Below are 20,289 nucleotides of genomic sequence, written 5' to 3' on the forward strand. Positions count from 1 at the left end.
TCGGCCGGTTCGGCCTCCGCGGCCGCCGCTGCCGCCTCCGCGCCGCGGCCCGCGGCATCGGCGCGGGCGCGGCCGGCGAGCAGCCTCGCCCCGGAGTCGCGCTGATGGGAGATGCGGAAACGGTGCACGCGCCGCCGGCCACGGAGACCGAGAGCCGGCTGGAAGCGCGCCACCTGCAGAAGTCCTACAGCGGCCGCAAGGTCGTGCAGGACGTGTCCGTGTCGGTCGCCAAGGGCGAGGTCGTGGGCCTGCTGGGGCCCAACGGCGCGGGCAAGACGACGTCCTTCTACATGATCGTCGGCCTGGTGCGCGCCGACGGCGGCGAGATCGCCATCGACGGCCGGGCCGTGGAGCACATGCCCATCCACCGGCGTTCGCGCCTGGGCCTGTCCTACCTGCCGCAGGAAGCGTCCATCTTCCGCAAGCTCAACGTGCAGGACAACGTGCGCGCCGTGCTGGAGTTGCAGCGCGATGCGCAGGGCCAGGCCCTGTCGCGCGAGGAGATCGAAAAGCGCCTCACGCGCCTGCTGCAGGACCTGCGGGTGGACCACCTGCGCGATTCGCCGGCCGTGGCCCTGTCGGGCGGCGAGCGGCGGCGCGTGGAGATCGCGCGGGCGCTGGCCACGCAGCCGCGCTTCATCCTGCTGGACGAGCCTTTCGCCGGCATCGACCCGATTGCGGTCATCGAGATCCAGCGCATCATCGGCTTCCTCAAGTCGCGCGGCATCGGCGTGCTGATCACCGACCACAACGTGCGCGAGACGCTGGGCATCTGCGACCACGCCTACATCATCAGCGAGGGCCGGGTGCTGGCGCAGGGCACGCCGGCGGACATCGTCAACAACGCAGACGTGCGCCGGGTCTACCTCGGCGAGCACTTCCGGATGTGAGGCAGGAAGCAATTCCGCTGTCCGTATGAAGCAGGGACTTTCGCTGCGCGTCTCGCAGCACCTCGCGTTGACGCCCCAGCTGCAGCAGTCGATCCGGCTGTTGCAGCTGTCCACGCTGGAGCTGAGCCAGGAGATCCAGCAGATGCTGGACGACAACCCCTTCCTGGAAGTGCAGGTGGAGGAGGGGCCCGAGGAGTTCGGCCCCGCTGCTTCCGACGCGCGCGCCAACGACGACGGCGACGCCGAGTCGGCCTACGAAGGCAGCGCCGTGGGCGCGGAGACCAGCGCTGCGTCGGCACCCGCCGAGGCGGACGCGCCCGAGTACGGCGAGGACAACGCCCCCAACTGGGAGGGCGACGGCACCACCGAGACGGTGCCCGACGACGGCGAGTGGGGCGGCGAAGCCCAGGCCGCGCGCCGCAACAACACGGGCGAGGACGACGAGGTCGACGCGACGGAGCTGGCGCGCGGCAACGAGTCGCTGCAGTCCTGGCTGCACCGGCAGGCGCTCGCCCTGCGCCAGTCCGAGGTCGACCGCGTGGCGCTGCGCTACCTGATCGAGTCGCTCAACGACGACGGCTACCTCGAGGACACGCTGGAGGAAATCGCCGCCAGCCTGGCGCCGGACGACCTGGAGCAGCACGAGGAGCTGGTGCACCGCTTCACGGTGGCGCTGCACCTGCTGCAGAACCTGGATCCGCCCGGCGTGGGCGCGCGCAACCTGGCCGAGTGCCTGATGCTGCAGCTGCGGGTGCTGCAGGACGCGCGGCCCGCCGACGAGGTGTGCCCCATCGCGATCAAGGTGTGCCAGCAGCCGATCGACCTGCTCGCCAAGCGCGACGTGAAGCGCCTGGCGCAGCTGTGCGGCGGCACCGACGCGCAGGTGAAGTCGGCCATCGCCATGATCACCCGGCTGGAGCCCAAACCGGGCCGCCGCTTCATCGACGTCGAACGCAACATCGTCATCCCGGACGTGATCGTCACCCAGGTCGGGCGCGGCGCGCGCGCCAATTTCCGCGTGCAGCTCAATCCGGACGTGATGCCGCGCCTGCGCGTGCACGACGTCTACGCCGGCGCGCTCAAGGCCCACCGCGGCGAAGGCCACCAGGCGCTGCAGCAGCGGCTGCAGGAGGCGCGCTGGTTCATCAAGAACATCCAGCAGCGCTTCGACACCATCCTGCGCGTGTCCGGCGCCATCGTCGAGCGGCAGCGCAATTTCTTCATCCACGGCGAGCTGGCGATGCGGCCGCTGGTGCTGCGGGAGATCGCGGACGAACTCGGCCTGCACGAGTCGACCATCTCGCGCGTCACCACCGCCAAGTACATGGCCACGCCCTACGGCACCTTCGAGCTGAAGTACTTCTTCGGCTCCGCGCTCGGCACCGAGACGGGCGGCAACGCCTCGAGCACCGCCGTGCGCGCGCTGATCAAGCAGTTCGTCGCGGCCGAGAGCAACAAGAAGCCGCTGTCGGACAGCCAGATCTCCGAGATGCTCCGGGAGCAGGGCATCGAGTGCGCGCGCCGGACCGTTGCGAAATACCGTGAAGCGCTGCGGATCGCGCCAGCCAACCTGCGGAAGGAATTGTGAAAGACCTGAGACTGTTCCTGCCCTGCGCCGGCGGGGTGGAAATGTATTTGCGCGACGAGGTCGCGCGCATCTGCGGCGAGGGCGGCCGCGACCTGCGCACGGCCCGCGGCGGCGTGCAGTTGCTGGCGACCTGGACCGAGGTGATGAAGCTCAACCTGCACAGCCGCCTGGCGCAGCGTGTGCTGGTCGAACTCGCGCACCAGCCTTACCGGGGCGAGCAGGAGCTCTACGAGGTGGCCAGCGCCGTCGCGTGGGAAGAGTGGTTCACGGCGCGCGACAGCTTCAAGATCGAACTCACCTCGCACCAGAGCCCGCTGAAAAGCCTCAACTTCGCCGCGCTGCGCATCAAGGACGCCGTCGCCGACCGCTTCCGCGCGCACGGCGGCGTGCGCCCCGACGTCGACACGCACCGGCCGGTGGCGCGCATCTTCGCGCACCTGGCGGCCGAGGACGTCACGCTCTACATCGACACCTCGGGCGAGCCGCTGTTCAAGCGCGGCTGGCGCGAGGACAAGGGCGAGGCGCCGCTGAAGGAAACGCTGGCCGCGGCGATGATCGCGGCCAGCGGCTGGGACGCGACCGTGCCGCTGTACGACCCTTGCTGCGGCAGCGGCACCATCGCCATCGAAGCGGCCCAGGTCGCCTGCAACATCGCGCCCGGCCTGCTGCGCCGCTTCGGCTTCGAGCGGCTGAAGCCGCACGCGGCAAGCGACTGGCAGGCGCTGAAGGCCGAGGCCCTTGCGGCGCGGCGCGCGCCGACGGCGCCGGTGTTCGGCAGCGACGTGGCCTTCCGCATGGTCGACTTCGCGCAGCGCAACGCCGAACGCGCCGGCGTCGCGCACGCGGTGCAGCTGCGCGGCGGCGACGCCCTGCAGCGCATGCCGCCGAGCGAGACGCCCGGCGTCATGCTGCTCAACCCGCCCTACGGCGAGCGCATCGAGGTGGCTGGTGTCGCGGGGCACGGCCGGGGCGGGCGCGAGCAGGCACAGATGGAGCACGCCGGCGACTTCTTCACCCAGCTCGCGTCCCACTGGAAGCGCAACTACGCGGGGTGGACCGGCTGGGTCCTGGTGCCCGATCCCAAGCTGCCCACGCGCATGCGCCTGAAGGAGTCGCGCCGGGTGCCGATGTGGAACGGCCCGATCGAATGCCGGCTGTTCCGCTTCGACATGGTCGCCGGTTCGGCGCGCAAGCCCGATGCGCCTGGTGCTTGACACCAACGTGGTGCTGGACCTGCTGGTGTTCGGCGATCCCCGGGCGCAGGCACTCAAGGACGGGCTGGAGAGCGGCGCGCTGCAGTGGCTGGCCACGCCGGCCATGCGCGAAGAGCTCGCCCGGGTGCTCGCCTATCCCAAGCTGGCGCCGCGTGTCGCCTTCCATCGCGGCAGTCCGGGCGCCGTCCTGGGCGACTTCGACCGGCACGCGCGCCTGCACGACAGTCCGGCCAAGGCGCCGGTCACCTGCGGCGATCCGGACGACCAGAAGTTCATCGACCTGGCGGTCGAGCACCGCTGCACCCTGCTGAGCAAGGACCACGAAGTCCTGCGCATGCGCAAGCGCCTGGCGCAGCTCGACGTACGCGCGCTGCCCTGCTGGGCTTCGTAACGCCCGGTAGCGCCTGTTTCCTACGCGCGGCGCGTTCCGCCACTGACTTTGCGGCCCAGCAGGCGCGCTACCGTGGCGGGCACACCCAAGCCCACGCACGCCATGGCCGAACTCCTCTCCCTCGACCTCCCCGCTTCCGACCACGCCGCCATCCTCGCGGCACAGGCGACGCACTGCGAGGAGTGCCTGGGCGCCGGTGGCTGGTTCCGGTACGAACCGGCGCTCGACCCCGCACCCGGCCAGCTCTACCTGACCTGCCTCCACTGCCGGGGAAGCGGGCGGATGGCCTTTCCGGTCGCCTGAGTACTACGCGCGAGGTAGGTGCAAGCCAAGGTGACAAAGGCCCCGGTCCGACACGCCACGCATCAGGCACGTGTGATGCTAGGAGCACTCCAAGAGAACGATGCCGTGAGCGAGACACCCTTCCCCGAAGACCGCAATGCCAGGCTGGTGCGCAACCTGCTGGCGCTGCGGATGGTGCTCGCCATGGAGCAGATGCAAACCGGCCGCTGGGCGGACCGCATCGAGGAACTCGACGAGGAGCTCGCGAGCCTGGGGCACGACATGAAGTCCACCGCCGCCACCGCGACGGACAGCCTGCGGCGCACTTTCCTGCTGCCGCGGCTGGTCAACCGAAGAAAGCGCGCAGCGCATCGGCCGTCGGGCCGGGCAGTTCCTCAGGAATGAAGTGCCCGGCGGGCATGGCCCGCCCGGTGACCTGCGCGGCGCATTGCGCCTGCCACAGGGCCTGCGGCTCGAACATCCTCCCCACCAGGCCGCGCTCTCCCCAGAGCACCAACGTGTCGCACGCGATGCGCTGTTTCCGTGCGCGGCTGTCGCGATCGTGCTCCAGGTCGATGCCGGCGCTGGCGCGGTAGTCCTCGCAGGCCGCGTGGATGGCCTCGGCGCGGCAGAAGCACCGCTCGTACTCCGCCAGTGCCTCCGGTTCCAGGTGGGACAGGCCGCCGGCGCCCCAACTTCCCAGCTTGGCGCGGAGATAGAAGCGCGGGTCGCCACCGACCATCTTCTCGGGCAGCGGCGCGGGCTGGATCAGGTGGAACCAGTGATCGTAGCTGCGCGCGAAGTCCATGTTGGTCGCCGCGTACATGTCCAGCGTGGGCGCGATGTCGACCAGCGCCAGGCGCTGGACGCGATCGGGATGGTCCACCGCCAGCCGGTGCGCGACGCGGGCCCCGCGGTCGTGGCCGCACAGGAAGAAGCGCGGCCGCTCCAGCGCCAGCATGACCTCCACCATGTCCTGGGCCATCTGCCGCTTGCTGTAGTTGGCGTGATCGGGCAGGCCGGCCGGCTTCAGGGAATCGCCATAGCCGCGCAGGTCGGGGATCACCAGGAAGAAGTCGCGCGCGAGCTCGCGCGCCACCCGGTGCCACATCGCGTGCGTCTGGGGAAAGCCGTGCAGCAGCAGCAGCGCCGGCGCCCCGGCCCGGCCGCCGCGACGCAGGTGGATGTGGCCACCGGCCACCGGCAGGTCCTCGCTGTCGAATCCCTCGAACCAGGCCATGGCGGTCCTCCCCGCGGCTCAGGGTAGCAGTTGCAGCAGCCGCTGCAAGGCGTGCCGCACGGTAGCCTCGCGTACGGCGGCGCGGTCGCCGTCGAAGCGCAGCGTCTCGCTGGTGAGTTGCCCGTCCACCTGGAAGCCGAACCAGACCGTGCCCACCGGCTTCTGCGGCGAGCCGCCGGTGGGGCCGGCGACGCCGGTGACGGCGACGCTCGCCTGGGCGCGGGAGTGCCGCACGGCGCCGAAGGCCATGGCCCGCGCGACCACCTCGCTGACGGCGCCGTGCTGCGCGATCAGCGCGGCGTCCACGCCCAGCAGCTCCGTCTTGGCTTCGTTGGAATAGGTGACGAAGCCGCGCTCGAACCAGTTGCTGGACCCGCTCAACTCGGTGCACGCCGCGGCGATCAGGCCACCGGTGCAGCTTTCGGCGCTGGCCAGCATCCAGCCCCGGCCCTGCAGGCGCTCGGCGAGCTGCGCGCACAGCACGCGGACGTCGTCGTTCATGTCCAGGTCCTCCAGAGCGCGAGCACGAGCAGGGTGCAGAAGGCCGCGACCAAGTCGTCGACCAGGATGCCGAAGCCACCGCGCCAGCCCCAGCCCTTGAAGCTGCGGTCCGCCCAGCCCACCGGACCGGGCTTGACCGCGTCGAAGAAGCGAAAGAGCGCGAAGGCGGCGAGCTGGGCGACCCAGCCGGCCGGCAAGAGCAGCCACAACACGATCCAGAAGCAGACGATCTCGTCCCAGACCACCGCCGACGGGTCGGCGATGCGCAGGTTGCGCGCGGCCACCGTGCAGGCCCACCAGCCCACCGGCAGCGACAAGGCAATCAGTTCGCCGAGCTGCGCGGCCGACAGCCACTGCTGCAGCAGCACGAAGACCATCCACGCCCACAAGGTGCCCCAGGTTCCGGGGGCCACCGGCGCCAGTCCGCAGCCGAAGCCCAGGGCGACCAGGTGCGCCGGGTGGGCGAACAGGAAGGCCACCGTCGGCCGCCGGGGCGGCGACAGCTCGGGCAGCTCGGGCAGGTCGGGCAGGTCGGCGGGCAGCTCGCTCACGCCGGTCATGGTAGCGCCCGCCCGTGGCAGGACCCGAAACGCTTGCGGAAGGCGCGCGGCTCCAGCGGAGCGGGCAAGGCCCACAAGCCCTTGCGTTCGTGGCGGGCCTGCGCCTCCAGCGCACCGTAGGGGCCGGAGCGGCCGTGGAAACGCATGGACCAGGCGTAGCCGCTGCGCACCAGCCAGCGGCCTACGTCCTCGCCGCGGTGCTCGATGCGCGCCAGTTCGCGGCCGTAGTCGTCCGTGCCGCGCGTGTGGACCTGCACGACCTGTCCCTGCACGCGGTCGCGCAAGGCCTGGCGCGCCTCGGCTCCGAAGGGCTGGCAGCCTTCGGGCGCATCCAGGTCCAGCAGGCGCAGCTCGATCCGGCCGCTGCCGGCCGCCGGCCGCACCCAGACCGTGTCGCCATCGGTGACGTAGGTGACGGTGGCGCGGAAATCGGCGGCGTGCGCGGCGCTGGCGAGCAGCAGCGCCGGCCAGGCGATCCAGTGTGTCATGCGAAGTGGTCGAAGCCGGGGAAGCCGCGCGCCAGGGGCTGCCCTTGCGCATCGCGCACGCGCAGGCCGGTCTGCGCCGTGATGCTGCCGATGCGCGTGACGCGCGTGCCGGCCGCCGCGGCGGCAGCCTCGACCGCGCCGCGTCGGGCCGCGGCGGCGGTGAAGGCCAGTTCGTAGTCGTCGCCGCCGGCGAAGACGAGGTCCTCGCGGCGCTGCGGGTCCAGGGCGAGTCCCTGGCCGGAAGCCGCCAGCAACCCGCGCGCGCATGCGGCCTCCAGGGTCGCGCCGACGCGCGAGCGCTGCAGCACGTGGCCGAGGTCCTGCAGCAGGCCGTCGCTCACGTCGATGGCGGCGCTGGCGATGCCACGCAGCGCGAGACCCAGCGCCACCCGCGGCGCCGGCCGCTCCAGGCGCTCGCGCGCGGCCGCGAAAACGGGCTCGGGCAGCGACACGGTGCCGCGAAAGGCCTCCAGCGCCAGCCGCGCGTCGCCCAGCGTTCCGCTCACCCAGACGTCGTCGCCGGCGTGCGCGCCCGACCGCAGCAGGGCCTGGCCTGCCGGCACCTCGCCGAACACGGTGATGTTGATCGCCAATGGCCCGCGCGTGGTGTCGCCGCCCACGAGCTCGCAGTCGTGCGCGTCCGCCAGGGCGAACATGCCTGCGGCGAAGGCCGCCAGCCAGGCCTCGTCGATGCCGGGCAGCGACAGCGACAGCGTGAAGGCGAGCGGCTGGGCGCCGCAGGCGGCCAGGTCGCTCAGGTTCACCGCCAGCGCCTTGTGGCCCAGCGCGCCGGGCGGGACCGTGGACAGGAAGTGGCGCCCTTCCACGAGCAGGTCGGTGGAGACGGCCAGCTGCATCCCGGGCGCCAGCTGCAGCAAGGCGCAGTCGTCGCCGACGCCCAGCGCGTTGCGCCGGACCGGCCGCGTGAAGTAGCGCGCGATGAGGTCGAATTCGCCCATGGAAGCCGCAAGCTTACCCCCGGGGCGCGCGGCCCCGGAAGCGCTCGGCGGCCTGGCGCACCGTCTCGGCCAGCAGGCGCTCGCGGGACTGCATCTCGCGCAGCCAGCGCGCGTCGTTGGCGCCGAGGTCCGCGCACTGCCGCAACTGGTCGATCGCGGCGGCGGCGCCGAGCTTGCGCGCGTGCGGCTCGATGCGCTCCAGGGTGTGCAGGATGTGTTCGCGCAGCGGCAGGTGCTCGCCGGTCGCGGGCTCCACGTAGACCGCCTCCAGGCCGAAGCGGCAGGCCTGGAAGCGGTTGTACGTGTAGACCATGTAGTCGTCCTCCTGCGGCACGAACGGGTCGTCCTCCAGGAACCAGGAGCCGAGCGACTGCACGAAGCCGGCGAGCGCCGCCGCCTTTTCCACGGTCAGCGGCGTGTCGAAGACGCGGATCTCGATCGTGCCGTACTCCGGCTTGGGCCGGATGTCCCAGTAGAAGTCCTTCATGCTCTTGACCACGCCGGTGCGCGTGGTCTTGGCGAAGAACTGCGCGAACTCCGACCAGCGCAGGGTGTAGGGCGCACGCCCCGACATGGGGAAGGCGAACACCGAGTTCAGCCGCGCCGAGTCGAACTGCGTGTCGTGCCCCTGCACGAACGGCGAGCTGGCCGACAGCGCGATGAAGTGCGGGATGTAGCGCGACATGCGGTGCAGCATCAGCAGGGCGCTGTCGGCATCGGGGCAGCCCACGTGCACGTGCTGGCCGAAGATGGTGAACTGCTTGGACAGGTAGCCGTACAGCTCGGACAGCTGGCGAAAGCGCGGGCGGTCGTAGATGCGCTGCTCGTGCCACATCTGGAAAGGGTGCGTGCCGCCGCCCACGCAGGCGATGTTCAGCTTGTCGGCGCAGCGCACCAGCCCGTCGCGCAGCTGCGTGAGTTGCCCCAGCACGTCGGTGCACGAGTGGCACACGCCGGTCGAGATCTCGATCATGCTGGTGGTCATCTCCGGCACCACCGAGCCCGGCAGCGGCATCCGGGCCAGCAGCCGCAGCATCTCGTCGGAGTAGGGCGACAGGTCGTAGTCGTGCGTGTTCACCAGCTGCAGCTCGAGCTCCACGCCCAGGGACAGCGCCCGCGAGTCGCCGAAGGGCTCGAGCACCGGCGCGGACGCGGGCGGTCCGGCCGGCTGCATCAGCGTCGGCTCCGTGCGGCTATCCATGCAGCTCCCCCGGTGCCCAGGTGTCGTGCGCCTCCCAGGGCTTGGCGCTCTCGCCGGCGCGGTAGATGGCGAAGGTGGCGACGATGGCGCCCAGGATCTCCATCATGAGGATGGCCGGCAGCGCGATGCTGGCGATGCGCGGCCCCAGCGTGCTGGAGGAGCTCACGAACTGCGAGACCAGCAGCAACGCGATCGAGGACATGGGGGACATCGCGCACCCCACCCAGAAGGCCTGGCGCCAGCTCGTGCCGCTGCCCCAGTTCGCCAGTTCCACGCCGGCGACCTTGCAGATGGCGCGCGTGACGACCAGCGCGGCCACCAGGCCCGCCACCCCGGGGTTCCACTCCGCCTTCGACGCGACCACCGAGACCAGCACGAACATGAGCATCGTCAGCAGCGAGATCGCCGGTCCGAGCTGGCGGTTCCAGGCCCAGGGCCGCGGATGCAGCTGCTTGAGCATGAGGCCGCCGATCAGGGCCGCGAGCGGCGCGGAGCCGCCGAAGTGCGCGGCCAGCGCGGTGCCGGCGGCGATCAGCGCCACGAGCAGGATCGAGGTGTTCTCGCTGGCGGGGCTCATGAAACGCAGCGCCGTGCGCATGGCGAGCGCCACCAGCGCGCCCACCACGAAGGAGACCCCCAGGACCACCGCGACCGGGTACAGCGTGGCGTACAGGCCGGAGTCGCCCCGGTGCAGGGTGCCGGCGCGGGCGGCCACGAGCGTCAGCGCGTAGAAGGTGCTCAGCGTGGACAGCACCAGCGCGCGCTCGGTCACGGGACCGGCCGCGCGCGTGTCCATCACCACCCGGCTCAGAACGGCGGGCGAGGCGGCCATCGCGATCAGCGCGACGCCTTCGGCCACGTTGGCCCGCACGTCCAGCCAGCGCAGCACGTAGTACACCGCGATCGCCGTGAGCACCGACTCCAGCAGGCTTTGCAGCAGCACCATGGGGTTGTGGCGGAACCAGCGCAGGGCGATGCGGCCGCCCGACTCGAACAGCACCACGGCAACGCCCAGTTCCAGCAGGAACAGCGCGACGCCCTGCAAGGGCCAGGCCGCGCCCGAGAAGCCCCCGAGGCCCGCCAGCGTGCCGACGAGGGAATAGCCCACCACCTTGGGCAGGCCGCTGTAGCGTTGCAGCAGGTGGCCGACCGCTGCGGCCAATGCCAGCAGCAGCGACCATTGCACCGTGGGCAGGCCGGCCGAGGGGCGCACCCACTCGGCCCAGATGGCCATGACCTCGTCCATCCCGGGCCCGCTAGTGCAGCACGCGGCGCTCGCCGTCGTCGAGCACGAACGCGGGGATCTCCACCTCGAAGCGCTCGCCGTCCTCGGCGACGCAGAAGTAGCTGCCGCGCATGCTGCCGCTGGCGGTGCGCAAGCGGCAGCCGCTGGTGTACTCGAAGGATTCCCCCGGCCGCAGCAGCGGCTGCTGGCCGACGACACCGAGGCCCTTGACCTCCTCGGTTTCGCCCAGTTCGTTGGTGATGATCCAGTGGCGCGAGATCAGCTGCGCGGGCACGTCACCCGTGTTGCGGATCGTGATGGTGTAGGCGAAGCTCCAGAGCCCCTGGCCCGGGGCGGACTGCTCCGGCAGGAACTGGGGCAGTACCTTCACCTCGAAGGCGTAGCGTGGCATGCGCGAATGCTAACCCGGGCGCGCGGCCGGGCTGTGTTTGCGACAATCGCGCCATGAGCCAGCGCACCTTCCGCATCGCCCCTTCCATCCTTTCGGCCGACTTCGCCCGCCTGGGAGAGGAGGTCCGCGCCGTGATCGCCGCCGGCGCGGACTGGATCCACTTCGACGTGATGGACAACCACTACGTGCCCAACCTGACCTTCGGCCCGATGGTCTGCGCCGCGCTCAAGCCGCATGCGAAGAAGGCCGACGGCACCGCGGTGCCGATCGACGTGCACCTGATGGTGCAGCCGGTGGACGCACTGGCGCAGGCGTTCGCGGAGGCCGGGGCGGACTACATCAGCTTCCACCCGGACGCGTCGGCGCACGTGCACCGCAGCGTGCAGGTGATCAAGGCCGCGGGCTGCAAGGCCGGCCTCACCTTCAATCCGGCGGCGCCGCTGGACGTGCTGGACTGGGTGCTGGAGGACATCGACCTGGTGCTCCTCATGAGCGTCAACCCGGGCTTCGGCGGCCAGGGCTTCATCGATTCGACGCTGCGCAAGATCGAACAGGCGCGCAGACGTATCGACGCGAGTGGACGCGACGTGCGGCTCGAAGTCGACGGCGGCATCAAGACGGACAACATCGCGCGCGTTGCGGCCGCCGGCGCGGACACCTTCGTCGCCGGCAGCGCGATCTTCGGCAAGCCGGACTACCGGGGCGTCATCGACGCCATGCGCCAGCAGCTGCGGGGCGCTTAACCCGCCTTCTGGTTCCGGTTCGGTTTTTCCACGGGCGCGGGTTCCGCGCCCTGCCGCATGCGTCGGTAGGTCGCATCGGTTTCCTGCGCCTTGCTCGTGTCCTGCTGACCCGCGGCCACTGCATCGTGCGCGAGCTCGCCCATCTCGCGGATCTGCGTGCTGTCGGCCGCCTGCGAGTCGGCGGACTCGTCGCGCTCGTCCGGTTGCCGCGGCTTGGGCGCCTGGTTCTCTCCCTGCGCACGCCGGGTCTCGCCGCGCGCCGCAGGCGCGCCGTCGTCGTCGCGCTCTTCGTTCAGGTTGGGCATCTTGGTCTCCTTGCACGCGATCGTGCATCGCGGCGCATCGCCCGACAGTAGGACGCGGCCGCGGGCGACGGCGGGATACCCAAGGGTGTGTGGGAGCACTCCTACGGACTGTAACGGTGCTGCCCCACAAACTCGCCCGCTGAAGGGCTACGGGGCATGTGGTTGAGGCGGGCTCCAATGCGGGACACAACGCATGACCCAAGGGAGAGAAGTAATGGAGATTGCACCTGTCGTCACCTGGCTGGCCGCCGGGGCCATCGCCGTGCCCGGAATCGTTGCACTGATCCGCATGCTGGAGGTGGTCCTCGACCTGGACCACGGCTGAGCGGTTCCCGGCGCCGAGGCGCCCCACAACAGCGCAGATCCCGTTCCCCGACCGGGCCACAACAACAGGAGTGATCCATGGCCTCTTCCCGCACGGAGAGCGCGCGCAAGGCGAAAGCGGGCGACGCCGTCGCCTCCCGACAGAAACAGCTCGAAGCCTTCACGCAGGCTCCGGAGAGCATGCTCACCACCAGCCAGGGAGTGGTGCTGCCCGACAACCACAACTCGCTGAAGGCGGGGCCGCGCGGCCCGACGCTGCTGCAGGACTTCCTGCTGCGCGAGAAGCTCACCCACTTCGACCATGAGCGCATCCCCGAGCGCGTCATGTTCGCCCGCGGCGCCGCGGCGCACGGCTACTTCGAACTCACCCGGCCGCTGGTGGAATACACCCGCGCCGACTTCCTGCAGGAGGGGGGCAGCCGCACGCCCGTGTTCGTGCGCTTCTCCAACCTGATCGGCGCGCAGGGTTCGGCCGACACCGTGCGCGACGTGCGCGGCTTCTCGGTCAAGTTCTATACGCGCGAGGGCAACTACGACCTGGTGGGCAGCAGCGTGCCCGTGTTCTTCATCCAGGACGCGATGAAGCTGCCGGACCTGGTGCACGCCATGAAGCCGGAGCCGCACCACGGCATGCCGCAGGCGTCCACCGCGCACGACACCTTCTGGGACTTCGTGTCGCTGATGCCCGAGAGCTCGCACGCGCTGCTCTGGCTCATGTCCGACCGCGGGCTGCCGCGCAGCTACCGGATGATGGAAGGCTTCGGCGTGCACACCTTCCGTTTCGTCAACGCGCGCGGCGTGTCGCACTTCGTCAAGTTCCACTGGCGGCCCCGGCTGGGCAAGCACGCGCTCGCCGGCGACGAGGCGATGAAGATCGCCGGCCGCGACCCCGACTTCCACCGGCGCGACCTGTGGGAAGCGATCGAGCGCGGCGACTTCCCCGAATGGGAGCTGGGCCTGCAGCTGGTGGAGGAGGACCGCGCCGACAAGCTGGGCATCGACCTGCTGGACGCGACCAAGCTGATCCCCGAGGAGCAGGTGCCGGTCATCGTCGTCGGCCGGCTGGTGCTCAATCGCAACCCGGAAAACTTCTTCGCCGAGGCGGAGCAGGTGGCCTTCCATCCCGGCCACGTCGTGCCCGGCATCGACTTCAGCAACGACCCCCTGCTGCAAGGGCGGTTGTTCTCGTACAGCGACGCGCAGCTCGCGCGGCTGGGCGGCCCCAACCATGCCGAGCTGCCGATCAACCGCGGCGTCTGCCCCGTGCACAACTTCCAGCGCGACGGCCAGCATCGCGCCGGCATCGCCCGCGGCCGGGTGGCGTACGAACCGAACACGCTGGGCAGCGGGTCCGAATTCCGCGTCGACGGCGGCGAGAACGGCTTCCAGACGCAGGAGGAGGCGCTCGAGTCGCCCAAGATCCGACGCCGCAGCCCGACCTTCGACGACCATTTCTCGCAGGCCACCCTGTTCTGGAACAGCCAGGGCAGCTGCGAGAAGGAGCACATCGTGGCCGCGCTGCAGTTCGAGCTTTCCCGCGTGGAGACGCCCGCCATCCGCCAGCGCATCGTGGACAACCTGGCGCACGTGGACATGCGGCTCGCGCGCAAGGTGGCCGAGCCGCTGGGCATCGGGCCACCGGACCCCAAGTCCGCGGCCGGACAGGCGGGCTTTCGCGAGCCGCGCGCCAAGCCCACCCTGGAAACGGCGCCTTCGCTGAGCATGGAAGGCAACGGCGGCAGCATCCAGACGCGCAAGGTGGCCGTGGTGATGGCGCCAGGTGTAGAACTTGGTGCCTACAAGGTGATCCAGCAGGCGCTGCTCGATGCAGGCGCGCAGACAAGGGTGGTCGCCGCGCACCTGGGCTTCATCGCCTCGTCGTCCGGCCAACAGGTGCCGATCGACCACACTTTCCAGACCATGCCTTCGGTGATGTTCGACGCCGTGCTGGTGCCCGGCGGCGCGGCGAGCGCGCAGGCGCTGCAGAAGGACGGGCAGGCGGTGCACTTCCTGCTGGAGGCCTACCGCCACTGCAAGGCGCTGTGCATCATCGGCGAATCGGTCGAGATCCTGCGTTCGGCCGGTCTCGTGCACGCCGATACGGCGCCGCCGGCCGGGGTGGTGATCGGCACCAACGAGCCGACGCTGCGGCTGCAGATGGCGCAGGACTTCATCGCCGCCATCGGCCGGCACCGCCACTGGGGACGCGGGCTGCTTGAGCAGGTACCCGCCTGATGCGGGCGGGCGGGCCCGCCCGTGGGACAAATCCTACGAGGGGATGACCGATGCGCCGACGCCGCAGCGGCGTCCCGGCGGGCCCAATGGCCCCAGGGCCGGCTGACCCGGCGCCCTGCAGTACTTGATCAGGAGACACGGATGACTTCCAGGTATTCCGGCACCGACCGTGAGCATTCGAGCGGCGGCCGCGGTTTCGCGTCCCCCGACCCCGAGCGCCAGCGCGAGGTGGTCGGCTACGTGCGCAGCAGCGCGATCGAGACGATGCCCGCGCAGCGCTTCGGCCGCCCGCAGGGTGGCCGTCCCGACTGGATGCGCATGCAGCTGGATCGCGAAAGCTTCGAAGGCAGCAGCAGCCGCCGCGGGCGCTGAGGCGGTCTTCCCCCACCGAGCCAGGGCCGCGGCCCTGGCTTTTTCCTTGGGGCCCGGCCCCGCTATGCTCGGCCGATGCCTCTTTCCTTTCGCCACCCGCCCCAGGCGGCGATCATCGATCTCGACGGGACGCTCGTCGACACCTTGGGCGATTTCACCGCGGCCCTGAACGCCATGGCGCGCCAGCTCGGCCTGCCACTGCTGTCCGCCAGCGTCGTCGAGGGCTTCATCGGCAAAGGATCGGAACACCTGATCCGCTGCGCGCTGGCGCACGCCGGCGCGCCCGCGACGCTGTACGAGTCTGCGTGGAATGCGTACCAGTCTGCCTACCGCGGCCTCAATGGCCGGCACGCCGAGGTCTATCCTGGCGTGGTGGAAGGCGTCCGCAGCCTGCGCGCCGCGGGCCTGCGCCTCGCGTGCCTCACCAACAAGCCAGGCGAGTTCGCCCAGGAGCTTCTGCGCGCCAAGGGGCTGGCCCCGTGCTTCGAGGTGGTGTTCGGCGGCGATGCCTTCGAGCGCAAGAAGCCGGACCCGCTGCCGCTGCTGAAGACCTGCGCGGCGCTGGGAACGGCCCCGGCCGCGACGCTGATGGTGGGGGACTCGCACAACGATGCCGCCGCGGCCCGTGCGGCGGGCTGCCCGGTGGTGCTGGTGACCTATGGGTACAACCACGGCGAGCCGGTGCGCGCCGTCGACGCCGACGCCTATGTGGATTCGCTCGCCGAGGTCGCGCCGCTGCTGCGTGGCTAGACCCTAGGCCGGGCGGCCCAGGAGGCTGTCCTTGAGCTTCCAGTCGGCGGGCACGGGCCCCAGCCAGATGCGCATCAGCGCATTGAAGAACTCGGGCTCCCTGAAAGGTTCGCCCTGCTGCACGCCGCGCACGGCCACGACCGTGCCGGTACCGGGGATCCAGTCCAGCGTGAATTGCTCGCCGGACTTCAGGTTCTTGTGCTCCGAGAAGATCTGGCTCATGCGCATCAGGCCCGGGATCAGCTTGGCCATCGCGGCCCTGTCCATGTTGTCTTCCACGGCCCGCACGAACAGCTTGCCCAGTTCGGAGGCATCGATGTCGCGCAACATGACGACGGTCATGCGCTTGGCGCCCGGCTGCCCCAGCGCCTCCTCGGTGGTGCCCGCCTTCTTCGGCAGGTACAGGCCGGCCGTGTAGACCTTGAAGGGGCCCTTGTAGCGGGTGCCCGCGCCATTGAGCTGCAGCCTGGTACCGCGCACGTCCGCGGCTTCGTCGTACTTCACGCCCGAGATCGTCACTTGCGCCGCCGCCCATGCGGGCAGGCAAAGGCAGGCAGCGAACAGGAGGCGCAGGATCTGGTGGCGCATTTGTCTCCTCCAAATACGTCTTGTTACGAAAGGGCGGATTTTGAGGCCAGGTCGGGCCTGCATGGCAGTCGCCTAAGTGACTTGGATGGGCTTGCCCATGCACTGGACAAAAAGCCGGCGCCCCTTGCCCTTTGGTCCAAGCGCCACGCCCCGGGTTCACCCCTATAACGGGCTCCACTTCCTCTGGAGGCCCCCCATGCAAGACCTGCTTCAGGAGATCGGAAGCAACCTCGACGCGCGGCGCGCGGACGCCCAGGCACGCGCCAGGAGGATGTCGCGCTCCTACAAATGCCGCTGCGGCAACCACGTGTTTTTCGACAACACCTTGTGTCTGAATTGCGATGCCAAGCTCGGCTACCTGCCCGACGAGGGCCGCGTGGCTGCCCTGTCCCCCGGTCCCGGCCCCGGCCCCGGCACGTGGGTGGCCCAGGGGCGCGGCGACGTCCTGAAGTTCTGCGCGAACCGCACTTCGGCAGCGGGGTGCAACTGGATGATGTACGCGCAGAATCCCCGGGCCTACTGCATCGCCTGCCGCCTGAATCGCACGATTCCCGATCTGCAGGACGCGGACAACGGCCGGTACTGGCAAAAGATCGAAGGCGCCAAGCGCCGCCTGGTGTCGCAGTTGCTCCAGCTCGGGCTGCCCGTGCGCTCCAAGATCCACGACGATCCCGTGCACGGCCTGATGTTCGACTTCCTGCGTTCGCCCAAGGGCGGGCCGCAGGTGATGACGGGCCATGCCAGCGGGCTGATCACGCTGAACGTCGAGGAAGCGGACGATGCCAAGCGCGAGCAGATCCGCCACTCCATGCGCGAGCCGTATCGCACGCTGCTCGGCCATTTCCGCCACGAGGTGGGCCACTACTACTGGGACCGGCTGATCTGGGACACCAAGTGGCTGGAACCCTTCCGCGCCCTGTTCGGCGACGAACGCGCCAGCTACGCCGCGGCGCTCAAGCGCAACTACGAGCAGGGGCCGCCCGCGGACTGGGCGCAGTCCTATATCAGCTCCTACGCCACCATGCACCCGTGGGAGGACTGGGCAGAGACCTGGGCCCACTACATGCACGTGGTCGACAGCATCACCACCGCGATGGGCTTCGGCCTCGACGCCGAAGACATCGAAGGCGACATCGTGCCTTTCGGGCGCGACGCCCTGTATGCGCCCGACGACCCGAACGCAACCCGCTTCCTCGAACTGCTCAATGGCTGGCTGGAGATGACCATGGTGCTGAACGAGCTCGCACGCAGCATGGGCCAGCCGGATTTCTATCCCTTCGTCATGTCCGCACCCGCGGTGGCCAAGCTGCAGTTCGTGCAGATGGTCGTGTTCGACGCCCGCACGCAGCCGGAGCCCTGAAGCCATGGACACCCCCGCCACCACCGTCTACCTGAAGGACTACCGTCCGCCGTCCTTCCTGGTGTCCGACGTCGCTCTGGACATCGACTTGCACTCCGAGGACGAAGCCCGCGTGGAAGCCACGCTCGCGGTGCGCCGCAATCCGCAGGGCACGGGGGGCTCGGCGCTGGTGCTGGACCTCGACGAGGTCACCGTGGAGTCCGTGGCGCTCGATGGCGTGGCGCTGGACGCGGCGCGCTGGCAGGTGAGCGAGCGCGACCTCACCGTGCGTGGCGCGCCGGACGTGTTCCGCCTCACGACGGTGTCGCGCATCCATCCGCGCCGCAACACCAACCTGTTGGGGATCTACACCTCCAGCACCGGCTTCTTCAGCCTGTGCGAGGCGCAGGGCTTTCGCCGCATCACGCCGTTCCCGGACCGGCCCGACGTCATGGCGCGCTACACCGTGACCCTGCACGCCGACAAGGAGCGCTATCCCGTGCTGCTTGCCAACGGCAACCTCCAGTCGCAGGGCGAGGAAGGCGGCGGCCGCCATTGGGCCACCTGGGTCGATCCCTTCCCCAAGCCCTCCTACCTGTTCGCCGTCGTCGCGGCGCTGCTGGAACGCGAGCAGGACAGCTTCCGCACGCGCTCGGGCCGCCAGGTGCTGCTGCAGTTCTTCGTCGAGACCGGCAAGCTGGACCAGGGCCGCTTCGCGCTGGACGCGCTGAAGCAGGCGATGAAATGGGACGAGGAACGCTACGGCCTCGAAGTCGACCTGGACGAGTACAACGTGGTGGCGGTGGGCGACTTCAACGCGGGCGCGATGGAGAACAAGGGCCTGAACATCTTCAACACCAAGCTGGTGCTGGCCCGCCCCGACATCTCCACCGACGCCGACTTCAACTTCATCGACCGCACGGTCGCCCACGAGTACTTCCACAACTGGACCGGCAACCGCGTGACCTGCCGCGACTGGTTCCAGCTCGCGCTCAAGGAAGGCCTGACGGTGTTCCGCGAACAGCAGTACGCGGGCGACCGCTACTCGCGGGCGGTGGCGCGCATCCAGGCGGTGCGCAACCTGCGCACCGGCCAGTTCCCCGAGGACGCGGGGCCGATGGCGCACCCCGTGCGCCCGGCGGCCTACCAGCAGGTGAGCAACTTCTACACGTCCACGGTCTACCAGAAGGGTGCCGAGCTCGTGCGCATGATGCACACGCTGGTGGGACCCGAGAACTTCCGCAAGGGCATCGACCTGTACTTCCGCCTGCACGACGGGCAGGCCGTGACCACCGACGCCCTGGTCGAGGCGATGGAGCGGGCGAGCGGCGAGGACCTGGGCCAGTTCCGCCTCTGGTACGAGCAGGCCGGCACGCCGCGGCTGGCGGTGCGCGACCGTTATGACGAGGCGACGCACACCTACGAACTCACCGTGACGCAGTCGTGCCCGCCGACGCCGGGGCAGCCGTTCAAGCAGGCGATGCACATGCCGCTGGCCGTGGGCCTGCTCGGGCCGCAGGGCCGCGAGTTCGGGCTGCGCATCGAAGGCGAGAAGAACGGGCGCGGCACCAGCGCCGTGCTGTCGCTGCGCCGCGAGACCGAGGTGTTCCGCTTCCTCGACATCCCGGCGCGGCCGGTGCCTTCGCTCGGACGCAACTTCTCCGCCCCGGTCCTCATCGACTACCCCTACGACGAGAACGCGCTGCAGCTGCTCCTGGGCAACGACAGCGACCCCTTCAACCGGTGGGAGGCGGGACAGCGGCTCGCGCTGGACCTGCTGCTGGCGGGCGTGGCCGACCAACTCGCGGGGCGGCCGGTGCGCTTTCCGGACTACCTGGCGCAGGCCTTCGGCCGCGTGCTGGCGGACGCGGACGCCGACCCGGCGTTCGCCGCGGAAGCGCTCGCCCTGCCGCCGGAGGTGGTCATCGCCGAACAACTGCAGGAGATCGATCCGCTGGCCGTGCACCGCGTGCGGCTGGCCATGCGCACCTTCCTCGCCGAGCGGCTGCACGATCCCTTCCTCTACGCCTACGAACGCTACGCGACGCCGGGCCCGTACCGTCCCGACGCGGCCTCCGCCGGCCGGCGCTCCTTGCGCAATCTCTCGCTCGCCTTCCTCATGGACCTGGGCGCGGAATCGACGCGGCGCCTTTGCGTGCAGCAACTGGACGGGGCCGGCAACATGACCGACGCGATGGCCGCGCTGTCGGCGCTGGCCAACTGCGACTGTCCGGAGCGGCGGCCGGCGCTGGACTCGTTCTACGCCCGGTGGCAGGACGAGCCGCTGGTGGTGGACAAGTGGCTGGCCACCGAGGCGCTGTCGCGCCTGCCCGGCACGGTGGAGCGCGTGCGCGCGCTCACGCAGCACCCGGCCTTCACGCTGCAGAACCCGAACAAGGTCTATGCGCTGCTCGGCAGCTTCGGCGTGAACCAGCTGAACTTCCATGCCGCCGACGGTTCGGGCTACCGCCTGATGACGGAGCAGGCCCTGCTGCTGGATGCGGTGAACCCGCAGATCGCCTCGCGCCTGGTGCGCAATTTCGAGCGCTACAGGCGCTTCGAGCCCGGGCGGCAGGCGCTGATGCGCTCCGCGCTGGAACAGATCGCGGCCAGGCCGGGCCTTTCGCGGGAGACCGCGGAAGTGGTCGGCAAGGCGCTTGCCTGAGGCGCCAGGAGGACTCC

22 protein-coding genes are annotated in these 20,289 nt (G+C 70.2%); 12 read left to right on the top strand and 10 right to left on the bottom strand.

Annotation, left to right across the window (positions count from 1 at the left end):
* The first annotated feature begins 104 nt into the window (after positions 1–104).
* The 6 genes from lptB (at position 105) to AC3EGR_RS24890 (ending at position 4,770) form a co-directional block, all read left to right on the top strand.
* Positions 105–890: an LPS export ABC transporter ATP-binding protein gene (lptB, locus tag AC3EGR_RS24865; RefSeq protein ID WP_488549218.1), complete on the top strand. Its 786-nt coding sequence runs from the start codon at positions 105–107 to the stop codon at positions 888–890.
* A 25-nt stretch (positions 891–915) separates the two neighbouring features.
* Positions 916–2,478 carry an RNA polymerase factor sigma-54 gene (locus tag AC3EGR_RS24870; RefSeq protein WP_488549219.1) on the top strand — a complete coding sequence of 521 codons (1,563 nt, stop codon included), beginning with the start codon at positions 916–918 and terminating at the stop codon, positions 2,476–2,478.
* The gene (locus AC3EGR_RS24875) at positions 2,475–3,692 is read left to right on the top strand and encodes a THUMP domain-containing class I SAM-dependent RNA methyltransferase (RefSeq protein WP_488549220.1); all 1,218 of its coding nucleotides are present in this window, start codon (positions 2,475–2,477) and stop codon (positions 3,690–3,692) included. The genes AC3EGR_RS24870 and AC3EGR_RS24875 overlap by 4 nt, the downstream gene beginning before the upstream one ends.
* Positions 3,676–4,083 (top strand): PIN domain-containing protein, encoded by a 408-nt coding sequence (locus AC3EGR_RS24880; RefSeq protein ID WP_488549221.1) that lies wholly within the window; start codon positions 3,676–3,678, stop codon positions 4,081–4,083. The genes AC3EGR_RS24875 and AC3EGR_RS24880 overlap by 17 nt, the downstream gene beginning before the upstream one ends.
* 72 nt (positions 4,084–4,155) lie before the next feature.
* Positions 4,156–4,386, top strand: coding sequence for a hypothetical protein (locus AC3EGR_RS24885; RefSeq protein WP_488549222.1), 231 nt, complete (start codon positions 4,156–4,158; stop codon positions 4,384–4,386).
* Between the two features lie 105 nt (positions 4,387–4,491).
* On the top strand, positions 4,492–4,770 hold the full coding sequence (locus AC3EGR_RS24890; RefSeq protein ID WP_488549223.1) for a hypothetical protein: 279 nt from the start codon (positions 4,492–4,494) through the stop codon (positions 4,768–4,770).
* Here the strand turns inward: AC3EGR_RS24890 and AC3EGR_RS24895 are convergent.
* Genes AC3EGR_RS24895 through apaG form a run of 8 tightly spaced genes read right to left on the bottom strand, consistent with a single transcriptional unit; the run spans position 4,712 to position 10,951 of the window.
* Positions 4,712–5,605 carry an alpha/beta fold hydrolase gene (locus tag AC3EGR_RS24895; protein WP_488549224.1) on the bottom strand — a complete coding sequence of 298 codons (894 nt, stop codon included), beginning with the start codon at positions 5,603–5,605 and terminating at the stop codon, positions 4,712–4,714. The two genes, AC3EGR_RS24890 and AC3EGR_RS24895, sit on opposite strands and share 59 nt — an antisense overlap.
* A gap of 18 nt (positions 5,606–5,623) precedes the next feature.
* Positions 5,624–6,106, bottom strand: coding sequence for a CinA family protein (locus AC3EGR_RS24900; protein ID WP_488549225.1), 483 nt, complete (start codon positions 6,104–6,106; stop codon positions 5,624–5,626).
* Positions 6,103–6,648: a phosphatidylglycerophosphatase A family protein gene (locus AC3EGR_RS24905; protein WP_488549248.1), complete on the bottom strand. Its 546-nt coding sequence runs from the start codon at positions 6,646–6,648 to the stop codon at positions 6,103–6,105. Before AC3EGR_RS24905 ends, AC3EGR_RS24900 begins: the two co-directional genes overlap by 4 nt.
* A gap of 14 nt (positions 6,649–6,662) precedes the next feature.
* Positions 6,663–7,154 (bottom strand): thermonuclease family protein, encoded by a 492-nt coding sequence (locus AC3EGR_RS24910; protein ID WP_488549226.1) that lies wholly within the window; start codon positions 7,152–7,154, stop codon positions 6,663–6,665.
* Positions 7,151–8,113: a thiamine-phosphate kinase gene (gene thiL, locus AC3EGR_RS24915; protein ID WP_488549227.1), complete on the bottom strand. Its 963-nt coding sequence runs from the start codon at positions 8,111–8,113 to the stop codon at positions 7,151–7,153. The genes AC3EGR_RS24910 and thiL overlap by 4 nt, the downstream gene beginning before the upstream one ends.
* A 13-nt stretch (positions 8,114–8,126) precedes the next feature.
* Positions 8,127–9,287, bottom strand: a complete 1,161-nt coding sequence (locus AC3EGR_RS24920) for a YbdK family carboxylate-amine ligase (RefSeq protein WP_488549249.1) — start codon at positions 9,285–9,287, stop codon at positions 8,127–8,129.
* 19 nt (positions 9,288–9,306) lie between these two features.
* Entirely contained in the window at positions 9,307–10,560 is a 1,254-nt protein-coding gene (locus tag AC3EGR_RS24925; protein ID WP_488549228.1) for a cation:proton antiporter, read from the bottom strand.
* A 10-nt stretch (positions 10,561–10,570) separates the two neighbouring features.
* Positions 10,571–10,951 carry a Co2+/Mg2+ efflux protein ApaG gene (gene apaG, locus AC3EGR_RS24930; protein ID WP_488549229.1) on the bottom strand — a complete coding sequence of 127 codons (381 nt, stop codon included), beginning with the start codon at positions 10,949–10,951 and terminating at the stop codon, positions 10,571–10,573.
* Between the two features lie 53 nt (positions 10,952–11,004).
* On the opposite strand from apaG, the gene rpe reads away from it, so the two are divergent.
* Positions 11,005–11,694, top strand: a complete 690-nt coding sequence (gene rpe, locus AC3EGR_RS24935; RefSeq protein WP_488549230.1) for a ribulose-phosphate 3-epimerase — start codon at positions 11,005–11,007, stop codon at positions 11,692–11,694.
* Here the strand turns inward: rpe and AC3EGR_RS24940 are convergent.
* Positions 11,691–11,999, bottom strand: a complete 309-nt coding sequence (locus AC3EGR_RS24940) for a hypothetical protein (protein ID WP_488549231.1) — start codon at positions 11,997–11,999, stop codon at positions 11,691–11,693. The genes rpe and AC3EGR_RS24940 overlap by 4 nt on opposite strands.
* 402 nt (positions 12,000–12,401) lie before the next feature.
* Here AC3EGR_RS24940 and AC3EGR_RS24945 point away from each other — a divergent pair, with 402 nt between their 5' ends.
* The 3 genes from AC3EGR_RS24945 to AC3EGR_RS24955 all read left to right on the top strand — a co-directional run bounded on the left by AC3EGR_RS24945 (position 12,402) and on the right by AC3EGR_RS24955 (position 15,680).
* The gene (locus AC3EGR_RS24945) at positions 12,402–14,558 is read left to right on the top strand and encodes a catalase (protein ID WP_488549232.1); all 2,157 of its coding nucleotides are present in this window, start codon (positions 12,402–12,404) and stop codon (positions 14,556–14,558) included.
* A gap of 141 nt (positions 14,559–14,699) precedes the next feature.
* The gene (locus AC3EGR_RS24950; RefSeq protein WP_488549233.1) at positions 14,700–14,930 is read left to right on the top strand and encodes a hypothetical protein; all 231 of its coding nucleotides are present in this window, start codon (positions 14,700–14,702) and stop codon (positions 14,928–14,930) included.
* Between the two features lie 75 nt (positions 14,931–15,005).
* Positions 15,006–15,680, top strand: coding sequence for a phosphoglycolate phosphatase (locus tag AC3EGR_RS24955; RefSeq protein ID WP_488549234.1), 675 nt, complete (start codon positions 15,006–15,008; stop codon positions 15,678–15,680).
* Between the two features lie 3 nt (positions 15,681–15,683).
* Here AC3EGR_RS24955 and AC3EGR_RS24960 read toward each other — a convergent pair whose 3' ends face one another.
* Complete coding sequence (locus AC3EGR_RS24960; protein ID WP_488549235.1) at positions 15,684–16,268, bottom strand: chalcone isomerase family protein; 585 nt, start codon at positions 16,266–16,268, stop codon at positions 15,684–15,686.
* A 196-nt stretch (positions 16,269–16,464) separates the two neighbouring features.
* Between AC3EGR_RS24960 and AC3EGR_RS24965 the strand changes: the two genes are divergently transcribed.
* On the top strand, positions 16,465–17,628 hold the full coding sequence (locus tag AC3EGR_RS24965; RefSeq protein WP_488549236.1) for a zinc-binding metallopeptidase family protein: 1,164 nt from the start codon (positions 16,465–16,467) through the stop codon (positions 17,626–17,628).
* A gap of 4 nt (positions 17,629–17,632) precedes the next feature.
* Positions 17,633–20,272: an aminopeptidase N gene (gene pepN / locus AC3EGR_RS24970; protein ID WP_488549237.1), complete on the top strand. Its 2,640-nt coding sequence runs from the start codon at positions 17,633–17,635 to the stop codon at positions 20,270–20,272.
* Positions 20,273–20,289 lie beyond the last annotated feature (17 nt).

The organism is Ramlibacter sp. G4-7 (genome assembly GCF_057784995.1).